Genomic DNA, 13,051 nt, shown 5'->3' on the forward strand with positions numbered 1-13,051 from the left:
TCGATGATGAGCCTGCTGGAGCTAAGGCATCTGAAAAGCCTGATGGCGCTGGCTGAAACCGGCAGCGTGTCGCAGGCGGCGCAGCGCCTGTATCTGACGCAGTCCGCGCTGTCGCACCAGTTGAAGCAGCTGGAGGCGGCCTACGGCTTGACGCTGTTCGAACGCAAGACCCAGCCCCTGCGCTTTACGCCGGCCGGCGAGCGGCTGTTGCTGCTGGCGCGCGATCTGCTGGCCAAGGTGGCGGCGGCAGAGCGCGATCTGGCGCGCATCCGCCAGGGAGAGGCGGGCGAAGTCAGGGTGGCGGTGGAATGCCACACTTGCTTCGACTGGCTGATGCCGGCGATGGACCAGTTCCGCCAGCACTGGCCGGCGGTGGAGCTGGACATCGTGTCCGGCTTCCATGCCGATCCCGTCGGCTTGCTGCTCAGCGACCGCGCCGATCTCGCCATCGTGTCGGAGGCGGAGCCGCAGACGGGCATCGCCCATCTGGCACTGTTTTCCTATGAGATGGTGGGCATCGCCGCGCGCGAGCATCCATTGGCGGCGAAAGCGGTGTGGCAGGCGGAGGATTTCGCCGGCGAAACGCTGATCCATTACCCGGTGGCGGACGAGATGCTGGATCTGCTGCGCAAGGTGCTGATGCCAGCCGGCGTCAATCCGGCGCGTCGCACCGCCGAGCTGACCATCGCCATCATTCAGCTGGTGGCCAGCCGCCGCGGGGTGGCGGCGCTGCCGTACTGGGCGGTGCAGCCGTATCTGGAGCGCGGCTACGTGGTGGCGCGCCGGGTCGGCGAGCATGGTCTTTACAGCCAGCTGTACGCGGCGTTGCGCGAGGCGGACGCCGAGCGGGCATACATGCAGGACTTTGTGCAGACGGTGCGCGACAGCAGCTTTGCGACCTTGCCCGGCCTATCGCGGCTGGAGGCCTGAGCGGCCGGCGCCGGCCCGCAGCAAGGGCAACAGCGCGTCCAGCCGCTGCCGGCATTGCGGGCGCAAGCGGCGGCTGTTGGCCGCCATCGCGGCGGCGGAGCCAACATCCCGCACTGCCTGTTGGAACGGCGCCCAGCCGGCCAGCAGCCAGACAGGCTGCGGAGAGACGGCGGCGCAGGCGGCCGCCTGGGGCGCGCCGGCGCCGCACAATTCGCGCAGCCTATCGTTGGCCCGCGCCAGAACGTCGTTTTCCGTTTCCGCCATTTCCACTTTCTCCAGCCGCAGCAGATAGATGCGGGCGGCCAGCCAGTCTGCCTCGTCGCTCAGTTGGGGCGGCGTCGGCCTGGCCCGCGGGCGGCGGGCCGCCAATAGCATCGCCAGCAGGCGGATCTCGGGCAGCATCGATTCCAGCAGCCAGCCGCTGCGGCGTTGCCGAGACAGCCAGCCGGCCAGCGGATGGCTGGAAAGATCCAGGCGCCGGCCCAGGCATTCGCCATCGCAGACCAGGGCGATGGGTTTCAGTTCGGCGCGCCGCGGTTCCGGGGCCGTCAGGATGCCGATATGGTTTTCAAATGGTCTGTTTCCTGTTGGCGACATGGAGGAGCTGCGCGGGAGGCCGCGTCCTGGTTGGGTTATGGTTGGATCGGCATCAATGACGTAAGGAAATAGATAATTAAATTATTCCCAAAATGAATATTTCGTTTGACTTCGGCGGGCATTGTTGCGCACCATATATTTGAAATCAATATATTTTTATGAATTTAAATTATATGAGAGCGGAATCGATGTCGGCCAAGCAACTGGATGTCGGCGAGTTGATCAATCGCGAGCGTTTTTCCGCGCGGCAATGGCGCATCCTGATCCTCTGTTTCCTGATCGTGCTGTGCGACGGCTTCGATACCGCCGCCATCGGTTACATCGCGCCGGCCGTGATCCGCGACTGGGGCGTGGCGCGCACCCAGCTGGGGCCGGTGATGAGCGCCGCGCTGTGGGGGCTGGCCGCCGGCGCGCTGCTGGCGGGGCCGCTGGCCGACCGGATCGGCCGCAAGCGCGTGCTGCTGGGGGCGGTGCTGCTGTTCGGCGCGATGAGCGTCGCGGCGGCCGGCGCAGCCGACTTGCCGGCGCTGGCCTGGCTGCGCTTCGCCACCGGGCTGGGCCTGGGCGCGGCGATGGCCAACGCGGTGACGCTGATGTCCGAATACGCTCCGGAGCCGCGTCGGGCCTTCATCGTCAGCGCCATGTTCTGCGGCTTTCCGCTGGGCGCGGCTTGCGGCGGGCTGCTGGCTTCGTGGCTGGTGCCGCACGCCGGCTGGCGCAGCGTGCTGCTGCTGGGCGGCGTCGCCCCCTTGCTGCTGCTGCCGGCGATGTGGCTGCTGCTGCCGGAGTCGCTGCGCTTCCTGTTGCTGCGCGGCAGAGACGGCGAAGCCCGCCGCATTCTGAAACAGTTGCTGCCCGGCGTGAGGCTGGGCGACGGCGACAGGCTGGTGCTGCGCGAGGAAGACCGGACGCACGGCTTGCGGCTGGTTTGGTCCGCCGACTACCGCGCCGGCACGCTGCTGTTGGCGGCGGCTTATTTCATGGGTTTGCTGATCTTCTACCTGCTGACCAGCTGGCTGCCGATTCTGATCAGCGACAGCGGCATGGATTTGCGGCAGGCGGCGCTGCTGACCGCGCTATTCCCGTTCGGCGGCCTACTGGGCAGCACGCTGACCGGCTGGCTGATGGACCGCTACGACTCGCACCGGGTGCTGGCGCTGGCCTATCTGCTGACCGGCGCGCTGGTGTTCTGCATCGGCCAGGCGCTGGATAATCACGGCCTGCTGGCGCTGACCATCTGCCTGGCCGGCATCGCGATGAACGGCGCGCAGGCGTCGATGCCCTCGCTGGCGGCCGCCTACTACCCGACGGCGGGCCGGGCCAGCGGGGTGGCGTGGATGATGGGGATAGGCCGCTTCGGCGGCATCGCCGGCGCCTTGCTGGGCGCGACGCTGCTGAAGCTTCACTTGGGCCTGCCGCTGTTCTTCGCCTTGCTGTCTTTGCCGGCGCTGCTGGCCGCCGCGGCCTTGCTGCTCAAGCGGCGCGCCGTCTCCATCGCAGGGAGGGCATGGGCATGAGCGGGAACACGATAGCCGGCGTGTTGGAGATGGTGCGCCGCCAGGCCCTGCCGACCGACGACCGCGAGTACTGCGTCGCCCTGCACGACTATGTGCGCGACCAGGTGCGCTTCGGCTTCACCACCGGTTTCGAAAGCGTGACGCCGGAGCAGACGCTTATCCTGGGACGGGGGCATTGCAACGCCCAAGCCGACCTGCTGTGCGCGCTGCTGCGCGGCGCCGGCTTCGAAGCCAGCCTGCGCTTCGTCGCGCTGGACAAGCGCATCCTGCGCCACGCGGTGCCGGCCCCGGTGCTGTTCTGCCTGCCTGCCAGACTGTTCCATGCGGTCACCCAGGTAAGGCTGGGTGGGCAAAGGTGCAGTATCGACAGCTATATCTTCGACCGCTCGGGCTTCCGCCAGCAGCAGGCGCGCTTGCGCGCGGCCGGCCTGGAGCGCGGCTTCGGCCTGGGGCAGGGCGCGGTCTGCGATTGGAGCGGCTGCGGCGACGCGTTTTCCCAGGCCGAGCCCAGCGATCTCAAGCCCGACAACCTTCAGTTCCCCACGCTGGCCGCGGCCGTGGCCAGCCGGGCCGGCAACAACACCCTGCTCGGCATCCATTTCAACCAGTGGCTGGCCTGCGTGCCGACGCCGCTGCGCCGCGCCAGCGAGCGTTATCTGAACAGCCGCTTGGGGCCCGCCATGACTTAGCGGCCGCTGCGGCGTCGTGGCCGGCCGCGGGGCCGGCGTTTGATTGCAACTCCAACGAGGAAACGAACCATGTTGCCTGTCGCAAGGATTGCTCGCGTCGTCGAGCAGGCATCGCTGCGCCCGTTCTACCCGCGCCATTGGGGCGTGGAGCCAAGCCAGATCATGCAATGGCTGCGCGACGGCGAGTACCATCGGGTGCCGGTGATCCGCAAGCAGGATCTGTCCAATCATTGGGACGAACTGATGGAGTACGGCGACTTCACCGACGTTGTCAGTTCTTCCGGGACCACCGGGCGACCGGTGGAGCTGCCGGTGCACCGGCTGCAGGAGATGGTGTGGGTGGATTGCGTGGCGCGGGTGCTGACCGAATTGGGCGCGAAGCCGGGCGACCGCATGCTGCACCTGCTCAGCAACAACGACATGTTCACGCTGGGGCCGCTGGTATTGCAGGCGGCCAAGAAGGTGGGGCTGGGGCCGTTCCGCTGCTCGCCGCAGCGCACGCGGCGCATCCTGGACGTGGTGCATTACCACCAGCCGGCCTTCGTGGTCGGCAATCCGGTGGTGATGCTGGAGCTGGCGCAGACCATGGGCGCGGACTTCCCGGCGCCGGAATGCCTGCCCGACTACGCCTATTTCGGCGCCTGCGGCGCGTTCGACGCCGATAACCGGCCGACGCCGGTGGCGCGGAAGGTGATGGAGCTGTGGGGGCTGAAGGACGCGCTCAACGAATACGGCTGCAGCGAACTGGGCTCGGTTGGCCACGAGTGCCTGCGGCACCGCGGCTTCCACATCAACGACGATGCGGTCCACGTCGAGCTGATCGATCCCGAAACCGGCTTGCCGGCTGCGCCGGGCCAGCCGGGCGAAGTGGTGGTCACTTCGCTGACCTTGCCGCGCGGCTTCATCGCGGTGCGCTACGGCACTGGCGACATCGCCAGCTGGCTGGACGACAGCCCCTGCGACTGCGGCCGCCGCAGTCCGCGGCTGGGCGCCATCATCGGCCGGGTCGACCACCAACTGAAGATCCAGGGCCAGACGGTCTATCCGGACCTGATCTTCGACGTGCTGGGCCGGGTGGACGGGATAGACAACGAGCTGGTGGTCCGCTGTCCGGACGAGCAGGGCGGCCAGCAGGTGGAGGTGTGGCTGTCGGCGGGAGACGGCGGAGCCGACATCGTCGGCCGGGTGAGCGAGATGCTGTTGCAGCGGCTGGCGGTGGCGCCTTCCCTGCGCCTGGTGCCTTTCGATCTGATTCAGACGCTGAAGCAGGACAAGATGGCCAGCGGCAACGGCGTCAAGGTGCCGCGCTTCATCGACCTGCCGCTGCCCGTTCATGCCTATCTGTGAGGGACTTGCCATGACGACATTGCTGTCGGCGCCGGGCCTGCTGCCCGGCCTGAGCCTTAAGCTCGAATACCAGAACCCCTCCTTGTCGATCAAGCATCGCTCGCTGCCTAAGACGCTGCTTGAACGCGCGCGCGCCGGTCGGGTACGCCGCGACACGACGCTGGTGATCATGACCGCCGGCAGCGCCGGCGTCAGTGTCGCCTGGGCGGCAAGCCAGATCGGCTGCCAGGCCTTGCTGCTGATGCCGGAGAGCGCGCCGGACAGCGTGGTCAATTACGCGCGCTGGCTGGGCGCGGAGGTGGAGCGCCGCCCGCATCCGCAGCTGCAGGAGCTGCTGGACGCCCATCGCGGCATGCCGGGCAGCCATGTGGTCGAGCAACTGAGCGACGCGGAGCTGATCGGCCATTACCGGGAAGTGGGGGAAGAGCTGCTGCGCCAAGCGCCTGGATTGGCGGCGGTGACGGTGTCGGCCGGCACCTGCGCGTCGCTGATGGGCATCGCCGAAGCGCTGGCGCCGGCTGGCGTGCCGGTCTACGCCGTGGAGCCAGCGGAGGCCGCGGTGCTGTCGGGCGAGCCTTGGCGTCCGCACAATATTCCGGGCCTGGCGCCGCCGGCGCCGACGCGGCTGTTCCGGCGCGAAGCGGTGGCCGGCGTCGTGCCGGTGGCGTCGGAGTTAGCCTGGTCCACAGCGCGCGAGGCGCTGGCCGCCTGCGGCGAGCCGGTAGGGCCGTCGTCCGGCGCCGCCATCGCCGCCGCCCGCATATTGCGTGGCCGCGGCGTGGACGGCGCTATCGTCGCGGTCTGTTCCTCGCATATGGTCACCAGCCTATGAGCCTGCATCAGGCTAGCGTCGCGGCTGGCCGCCTCCCTCCGTTGCGGCGGAAAGCCGAGCAGGCGCCGCCGGCCATCGAGATTCCCTGGCGGGAGGCGCGGCCGGTGTCGCCTGACGCAATCTGCGCCTGCAGCCGCGGCGTGTTGGTGCACCAGGGCTATATGACCGGCGCGCTGCAGGCCAGCCGCGGCTGCGCGCTGCGCATCCGCCGGCTGTGGCAGCGCCACGACGCACGCCGGCTGGAGCGCACCATCCTGTTGCTGGACGAGCGGCAGCGCTGCCATGTGGCGGCCTGGATCAGGATAGAGCTGCTGGCGTTCGAGCCGCGGCTGAAGCGGCAACTGGTGGAGTCGGACCTGCCGTTCGGCGGCATCCTGGCGCGGGTGGGCATCCGCCCGGCGTTCGCCGGGCGCCAATATTTCGTTTTGCCCAGGCTGTTCGCCGCCAGCGGCGCCATCGCCTACCGCCGCTGCTGCGAGCGGCATTATGGCCGCAGCCACTACATGCTGGACGAGGATGGGCGGGTGCTGGCCGAGGTGTATGAAGCGCTGCCCTGAGCGCCGCGCCGAAGCTTGAGGCCCGGCGGAACGGCTCAGCGCAGCGCGTGGGTCAGCAGGTAGTAGGCGATGTACAGCCAGCTCAGGAAGCCGTGGATGATCGCCCACAGAATGGAATGATTGGCCGACCATGACAGGGCGACGGCGATCAGCGTGCCCAGAGAGAAGCCGTATCTTGCGCGGCGGGTGTCCATGATGAGAGATGCCTGGAAAAATGGGGATGGGGCCAGTGTACGGCCATTGGCCGTATCGTGGCATGATTGACTTCTAACGCGGCCGGCAGGATTTCGCATACATGCCGCGCGGCATGGCGTAAACCGCGCCGTGTTTTTCCAACCCAGAATTCAGGTGACAGATGGGCATTAAACGACTCAACCATGCCGTGCTTTACGTCAGCGATGTGGCGGACAGCGCGGCGTTTTACCGCGATGTGCTGGGCTTTCGCCCCAAGGGCGATGCCGCTTCCAGCCGCGCGGTGTTCGCGCAGGCCGCGCATTCAGACAATGACCATGACCTGGCGCTGTTCCAGCTCAACCTGGGCCAGCAGCGCTCGGGGCCGTTCAGCCCGCGCGGCGAGACGCCTGCGCCGCATCAGCCCAAGGCCGGCTTGTACCACCTGGCCTGGGAGGTGGACACCATTCAGGAATTGAAGCGGATACGCGACCATTTGGCCGAGATCGGCAAGCTGGGCATGGAAGAGGACCATGGCGTGCACAAGAGCGTGTATGGCCATGATCCGGACGGCTTGCTGTTTGAGGTGTGCTGGTTTGTGCCGGAGGATTCGCCGCAGCGGGACGATGCCGCCCCGGGCGATGGCCGGCTGGATTGGGGGCGTGAGCTGGCGCGCTTTGGCTGAGGCTCAGCGCGCGCCTTCCGGCAGGTAGCGCGGGCGCAGCTGCGGCATCTGCCGCCATAGGCATGCCACCTGCCGGGCATGTTCGCGTGCGTAGCCGCGGCTGAATACCCAGTAATAGGGTTTGCTGCGCAGCGGCGGCGACATGCGGTGTATCTTCAATTCCGGATGGTGGCGCAGGTAGAGGTCGCCTGCCAGTTGGTGCAGGACGTAGGCGTCGGTGCGGCCCGCCTGCAGCTTGGCGAAATTGTCTTCTATGCCCACGCTTTCTTCGACGTCGATGCCGCGCGCCATCAGTTCGCGGCCTATCGACCAACCCTGGTTGACCCCTACGGTTCCGTTGATGCCGTAGAGCCCGCTGCCGTCCCAATGCAGCGGACTGCCGTTGCGGACGTAGAAGGCATAGCTCAGGGTGGTCATCCGTCGTTCTGGATCGGGTTGGCCGTCGCGCAGCGGAAACGCGATCAGCCGGCTGCGCTCATCGGTGTAGGACAGCAGCAGCGCGCCATCCAGCCGGGCCAATTGCAGGTTCTGTACGATGCGCTCCCCAGGCTGACGGCTGATGCGGCCCTGCAGGCCGCAGTTTCGCAACGCGGCCTGCGCCAGTTCGATGGCGCGGCCGCGCGGCGGATTGGCCGGCGACGGGTCTTCAATGACATAGGGGCTGGTCAGGGCGGAGCTGACCGCCAGCTGCAAAGGCGCGGCGGCGTGCAGCGTGAGCGGGCACAGCGCCGCCAGCGCGAGGTACGAACGCAACATCGATGGAATCGGGCTAGAGGACTGGTCCGATTCTATCAGCATTTATTGAAAATGATGCGGTTGTAATTGCTTGTTTGATTAATAGTTATCAACCGGCATCGTGGGCTTCCAGACCGAGCTCCTGGATTTTGCGCGTCAGCGTGTTGCGGCCCCAACCCAGCAATTGCGCCGCCTCCACCTTGCGGCCGCCGGTATGGGCAAGGCCGGCGCGGATGCAGGCGGTTTCGAAGCGGCGGGTCAGCTCGTCCACGATGCCGCTCTCGCCGGCCTGCAGGCGCTGCCGGATCTCATCCGTCAATTGCGCTTCCCATGCCGCGTCATCACGCGCGGCCAGCGCCGGGGTGGCCGGCTCGCGCAGTTCCGGCGGCAGGTCGGCGATTTCCACGGTCTGGCCCGGCGCCATCACGCAGATCCATTGGCACAGGTTTTCCAGTTCGCGCACATTGCCGGTGAAGGGGCTGCGCTGGATCAGCGCCATCGCCGCCTCGGACAGCCGCTTCGGCTCCACGCCCAGTTGCGAGGCGCTCTTGGCCAGGAAGTGGCGGGCCAAGAGCGGGATGTCCTCGCGCCGTTCGCGCAGCGGCGGCAGGCGCAGCCGGATCACGTTGAGGCGGTGGTATAGATCCTCGCGGAACAAGCCGTCGCGCACGCGCTGCTCCAGGTTCTGGTGGGTGGCGGCGATGACCCGCACATTGGCCTTGATCGGCGTATGGCCGCCGACGCGGTAGAAGTGGCCATCGGACAGCACGCGTAGCAGGCGGGTCTGCAGCTCGGTGGGCATGTCGCCGATTTCATCCAGAAACAGCGTGCCGCCTTCGGCCTCCTCAAAGCGGCCGCGGCGGGTGGCCAGCGCGCCGGTGAACGCGCCTTTCTCGTGGCCGAACAGTTCCGACTCCAGCAAATCCTTGGGGATGGCGGCGGTGTTCAGCGCGATGAACGGCTTGGCGGCGCGCACGGAATGGCGGTGCAGCGCCTCCGCCACCCGTTCCTTGCCGGTGCCGGATTCGCCGGTGATCAGCACCGTGACGTGCGATTGCGCCAGACGGCCGATGGCGCGGAACACGTCCTGCATGGCCGGCGCCTGGCCCAAGAGCACCGGCAGCGCCTCCGGGCTGTCCGCGCCGCCGCCCTGGGCCTGGCTTTCCGCCAGCGCGCGCTCGATCAGCAGCACGGCCTGATCGATGTCGAACGGTTTGGGAAGGTATTCGAAGGCGCCGCCCTGGAACGCCGACACCGCGGAGTCCAGGTCGGAGTGGGCGGTCATGATGATCACCGGCAGCTGCGGGTGTTCGGCCTTGACCTTGGCCAGGAATTTCAGGCCGTCGGTGCCGGGCATGCGGATATCGGAAATGATGGCCCGCGGCGTGGCGTCGTACAGCGCGTTCAGCGCGTCGTCGGCGCTGGCGTAGCTGTCAAAGCCGATGCCGGCGCGGGTCAGCGCCTTTTCCAGCACCCAGCGTATCGCCTTGTCGTCGTCGATGATCCAGACCGGTTGGGCCATTGGGTTTCTCCTCGTATTCTTGTCGATATCGTTGTCAGCCGGCGGCGTCGGCGCCGAACGGCAGCATCACGGTGAAGCAGGTCTGGCCGGGGCGGGAGTCGAACTCTATGCTGCCGCCGTGTTGGTGGACGAAGGCCTGGGCCAGCGTCAGCCCCAGGCCGGTGCCTTCGGCGCGGCCCGTCACCAAAGGGTAGAAAATATGGTCGCGGATGTCCTCGGGGATGCCGGGGCCATCGTCGACGATCTGCAATTTCAGCGCCAGCTGGTGGCGTTTGCGCGCCAGCGTGATCTGCCGCGCCACCCGCGTGCGCAGCTCGATGCGGCCCTGGCCGCGCATGGCCTGCACCGCGTTGTTGACGATGTTCAGCACCACCTGGATCAGCTGTTCCTTGTCGGCGGACAGCAGCGGCAGGCTGGTGTCGTAGTCGCGCACCACCGCCAGACCTTGCGGATGCTGGGCCAGCGCGATGCTGCGCACCCGTTCCAGCACCTCGTGGATATTGACCTGGCTGCGGCTGTGGCTGCGGTGCGGCGCCAGCAGGCGATCCACCAGCGTCTGCAAGCGCAGCGCTTCCTCGGTGATGACCTCGGTGTATTCCTTCAGCTCTGGCCGGTCGGCCAGTTCGTGCTCCAGCAATTGCGCCGCGCCGCGGATGCCGCCCAGCGGGTTCTTGATCTCGTGCGCCAGATTGCGGATCAGCTCGCGGTTGGCCTGGTGCTGCAGCAGCAGCCGTTCCTCGTTGGCGATTTTCAGCTGCTGGTCCAGGGGGCGCAGCTCGATCAGCGCCAACAGGCCGTCGCCGTCTATCGGCGTGATCGACAGCGTGACATGCAGGATGGCTTCATTGTGCTGCGGCCGTAGTTCCAGGTCGTGCTCGATATAGCTGGCGCCCTGGCGCAGCGCGGTATGCAGCGCCTGGCGCAACGCGGGGCAGGGATGAAACAAGCCGGTCAGGCCGTGGCGCAGCAGCTCGCGGCTGCCCAGCGCCAGCAGGTTCTCGCATGCGGGATTGACGAAGCGCAGCGCGCCGGCGGCGTCGCAGATCAGCACCGGCGTGTCTAGCAGTTCCAGTCCGGCGAAGCTGGGTGTCGACATGAGGTTTCGCTTTTCAGGAATAAAGGTGCGCGGAATGAAGCCGCGTCCTTGATCAGCAATAAGCGCGCCAGCTTGGCGGCGTCGAAAAGCGCGCCTTGCGGCGTGGACGCGGCGTTTTGAGGCTTAGAATGCACCATTTTGGTGCGAATGGCTAGGGCAGCCCCAGTTCCTTCTTCAGCGCGGCGACATTCTTCTCGCGGTCGGTGACTTCGTTTTGCAGCTTCTGCACCCGGTCCAGGTATTTCTGATAGTTGCGGGTTTCGTCGCCGTTGCGCACGGCCTTGCCGTCGGCCAGCGCTTTCTTCGCCGCATCCAGCGCCTTGACCTCGTTGGCCAGTTCCTGCTCCAGAATCTTCTTGCGCCCGCTGTCGCGCTGCTTCTGGGTATCAGCGTCGACATTCGGATAGCCGCCGGACGCCGGCGCTTTGTCGGCATTGCCGCCGCTGGGCTTGCGGCCGTGGTAGGTGGATAGCGGGTTCAGCGTGATCGGTTGGGCGCCGCGCAGCGGCACATTGGTGTAGGTGACGTTGCCGTTGGCGTCGACGTATTTGTAGATCGTGGCGGCCTGGGCGCAGCCGCAGGCCAGCAGCAGGCTTAAAGCGAATATTTTCATCGTCTGAGACTGGTATGGGTGCCCCTGCATGATAAGCAAATCGCGCCCGGTCGTCATCGGTTTGCGCGCGGCGCCATGAAAAACGGCAGCCTGTCGGCTGCCGTTGTTGAGCGAGTCGTCGCCGTTTTTAGAGAGAGTAGTACATCGCGAATTCCACCGGGTGGGTGGTCATGCGGGTCAGGTTCACTTCCTGCATTTTCAGCTCGATGTAGGCATCGATCCACTCGTTGGAGAACACGCCGCCGCGGGTCAGGAACTCGCGGTCCTTGTCCAATGCGGCCAGGGCTTCATCCAGCGAGGCGCACACGGTCGGGATCAGCTTGTCTTCTTCCGGCGGCAGATCGTACAGGTTCTTGTCCGCGGCATCGCCCGGGTGGATCTTGTTCTGGATGCCGTCCAGGCCGGCCATCAGCAGAGCAGAGAAGCACAGGTACGGGTTGGCCAGCGGATCCGGGAAACGGGTTTCGATGCGGCGCGCCTTCGGGCTGGCCACGTGCGGGATGCGCACGGAGGCGGAGCGGTTCTTGGCGGAGTAGGCCAGCTTCACCGGAGCTTCGTAGTGCGGCACCAGGCGCTTGTACGAGTTGGTGCCCGGGTTGGTGATGGCGTTCAGCGCCTTGGCGTGCTTGATGATGCCGCCGATGTAGTACAGGGCGGTATCGGACAGGCCGGCATAGCCTTCGCCCGCGAACAGGTTCTGGCCGTCTTTCCAGATGGACTGGTGCACGTGCATGCCGGAGCCGTTGTCGCCGACGATGGGCTTGGGCATGAAGGTGGCGGTCTTGCCGTAGCTGTGGGCCACGTTGTGCACCACGTACTTCAGGATCTGGGTCCAGTCGGCGCGCTGGGTCAGCGTGCTGAACTTGGTGCCGATTTCGTTCTGGCCGGCAGTGGCCACTTCGTGGTGGTGCACTTCCACCGGGATGCCCAGCTCTTCCAGCAGCAGCACCATGGCGGAGCGGATGTCTTGCGAGGAATCAACCGGCGGCACCGGGAAGTAGCCGCCCTTGATGCCCGGACGGTGGCCCATATTGCCGCCTTCGAATTCTTCCGCCGAGGCCCAGGCCGCTTCTTCGGCCTTGATCTTGACGAAGCAGCCGGACATGTCGGTGCCCCAGGTGATGCTGTCGAAGATGAAGAATTCCGGCTCCGGGCCGAAGTAGGCGGTGTCGCCGATGCCGGAGGCCTTCAGGTAGGCTTCGGCGCGCTTGGCGATGGAGCGCGGGTCGCGGTCATAGCCCTTGCCGTCGGCCGGGTCGATCACGTCGCAGTGCATGAATACGGTCGGCTCGTCGAAGAACGGGTCGATGCGGGCGGTAGCCGGGTCGGCCATCAGCAGCATGTCGGAAGCTTGGATGCCTTTCCAGCCGGCGATGGAGGAGCCGTCGAAGGCGTGGCCGCGCTCGAACCAGGCGTCGGCGTCTTCCAGCAGCACATGGGCCGGGATGGAGACGTGCTGCTCCTTGCCGCGGGTGTCGGTGAAGCGCAGATCGACAAATTTGACGTCGTTTTCTTGGATCAGTTTGACTACGTCGGCTACTGCCATGGTTTATCTCCTGAAAGGCAACGTGCACCCAAGGGCAAGTGCGTGAAAATTGGTACGCCCGGCATAAAGCAGGAAGCGTGCCAGCTTAAAAATCGCTGCTGCTGCATTGTGTCATAGGCGCATGGCCTTCGCCAGCAACCTGGAATGGACAAGTTTGACCCATGCTGGTGCCGTAAATTTTTGTAATGCACCAGATTGGTGCCATTCGCCAGCC

The 13,051-nt window shown here is 66.4% G+C and carries 14 protein-coding genes; 7 read left to right on the top strand and 7 right to left on the bottom strand.

Going from position 1 to position 13,051, the window contains the following annotated elements:
• Nucleotides 1-3: 3 nt before the first annotated feature.
• Nucleotides 4-930 (top strand): LysR family transcriptional regulator, encoded by a 927-nt coding sequence (locus tag JHD59_RS01585; RefSeq protein WP_304490676.1) that lies wholly within the window; start codon nt 4-6, stop codon nt 928-930.
• On the opposite strand, the gene JHD59_RS01590 is transcribed toward JHD59_RS01585, so the two are convergent.
• The gene (locus JHD59_RS01590; RefSeq protein WP_199152889.1) at nt 910-1,527 is read right to left on the bottom strand and encodes a hypothetical protein; all 618 of its coding nucleotides are present in this window, start codon (nt 1,525-1,527) and stop codon (nt 910-912) included. The genes JHD59_RS01585 and JHD59_RS01590 overlap by 21 nt on opposite strands.
• A gap of 188 nt (nt 1,528-1,715) precedes the next feature.
• On the opposite strand from JHD59_RS01590, the gene JHD59_RS01595 reads away from it, so the two are divergent.
• The 5 genes from JHD59_RS01595 to JHD59_RS01615 all read left to right on the top strand — a co-directional run bounded on the left by JHD59_RS01595 (nt 1,716) and on the right by JHD59_RS01615 (nt 6,469).
• A complete protein-coding gene (locus JHD59_RS01595) occupies nt 1,716-3,044 on the top strand; it encodes an MFS transporter (protein ID WP_199152890.1) in 1,329 nt (442 codons plus the stop codon).
• Nucleotides 3,041-3,733 carry a transglutaminase family protein gene (locus JHD59_RS01600; RefSeq protein ID WP_199152891.1) on the top strand — a complete coding sequence of 231 codons (693 nt, stop codon included), beginning with the start codon at nt 3,041-3,043 and terminating at the stop codon, nt 3,731-3,733. The genes JHD59_RS01595 and JHD59_RS01600 overlap by 4 nt, the downstream gene beginning before the upstream one ends.
• Nucleotides 3,734-3,802: 69 nt before the next feature.
• Complete coding sequence (locus tag JHD59_RS01605; protein WP_199152892.1) at nt 3,803-5,080, top strand: phenylacetate--CoA ligase family protein; 1,278 nt, start codon at nt 3,803-3,805, stop codon at nt 5,078-5,080.
• Between the two features lie 10 nt (nt 5,081-5,090).
• Nucleotides 5,091-5,912 carry a pyridoxal-phosphate dependent enzyme gene (locus JHD59_RS01610; protein WP_199152893.1) on the top strand — a complete coding sequence of 274 codons (822 nt, stop codon included), beginning with the start codon at nt 5,091-5,093 and terminating at the stop codon, nt 5,910-5,912.
• Nucleotides 5,909-6,469 (top strand): hypothetical protein, encoded by a 561-nt coding sequence (locus JHD59_RS01615; protein ID WP_199152894.1) that lies wholly within the window; start codon nt 5,909-5,911, stop codon nt 6,467-6,469. Before JHD59_RS01610 ends, JHD59_RS01615 begins: the two co-directional genes overlap by 4 nt.
• 35 nt (nt 6,470-6,504) lie before the next feature.
• Here JHD59_RS01615 and JHD59_RS01620 read toward each other — a convergent pair whose 3' ends face one another.
• A complete protein-coding gene (locus JHD59_RS01620) occupies nt 6,505-6,663 on the bottom strand; it encodes a hypothetical protein (RefSeq protein WP_199152895.1) in 159 nt (52 codons plus the stop codon).
• 161 nt (nt 6,664-6,824) lie between these two features.
• Between JHD59_RS01620 and JHD59_RS01625 the strand changes: the two genes are divergently transcribed.
• Complete coding sequence (locus JHD59_RS01625; RefSeq protein WP_199152896.1) at nt 6,825-7,325, top strand: VOC family protein; 501 nt, start codon at nt 6,825-6,827, stop codon at nt 7,323-7,325.
• A 3-nt stretch (nt 7,326-7,328) separates the two neighbouring features.
• Here the strand turns inward: JHD59_RS01625 and JHD59_RS01630 are convergent, their stop codons facing one another.
• The 5 genes from JHD59_RS01630 to glnA form a co-directional block, all read right to left on the bottom strand.
• Nucleotides 7,329-8,081, bottom strand: coding sequence for an ABC transporter substrate-binding protein (locus tag JHD59_RS01630; protein ID WP_199152897.1), 753 nt, complete (start codon nt 8,079-8,081; stop codon nt 7,329-7,331).
• A gap of 88 nt (nt 8,082-8,169) precedes the next feature.
• On the bottom strand, nt 8,170-9,582 hold the full coding sequence (gene ntrC / locus JHD59_RS01635) for a nitrogen regulation protein NR(I) (RefSeq protein ID WP_103320112.1): 1,413 nt from the start codon (nt 9,580-9,582) through the stop codon (nt 8,170-8,172).
• Nucleotides 9,583-9,616: 34 nt separating this feature from the next.
• Nucleotides 9,617-10,678: a nitrogen regulation protein NR(II) gene (glnL, locus tag JHD59_RS01640; RefSeq protein ID WP_199152898.1), complete on the bottom strand. Its 1,062-nt coding sequence runs from the start codon at nt 10,676-10,678 to the stop codon at nt 9,617-9,619.
• A gap of 151 nt (nt 10,679-10,829) precedes the next feature.
• Nucleotides 10,830-11,291 (bottom strand): DUF4124 domain-containing protein, encoded by a 462-nt coding sequence (locus JHD59_RS01645; RefSeq protein ID WP_043620536.1) that lies wholly within the window; start codon nt 11,289-11,291, stop codon nt 10,830-10,832.
• A 127-nt stretch (nt 11,292-11,418) separates the two neighbouring features.
• A complete protein-coding gene (glnA, locus tag JHD59_RS01650) occupies nt 11,419-12,837 on the bottom strand; it encodes a glutamate--ammonia ligase (RefSeq protein WP_103320117.1) in 1,419 nt (472 codons plus the stop codon).
• Nucleotides 12,838-13,051: the final 214 nt, after the last annotated feature.

The sequence above is a fragment of the Chromobacterium sp. ASV23 genome (genome assembly GCF_016428945.1).
Classification (GTDB): Bacteria; Pseudomonadota; Gammaproteobacteria; order Burkholderiales; family Chromobacteriaceae; genus Chromobacterium; species Chromobacterium sinusclupearum.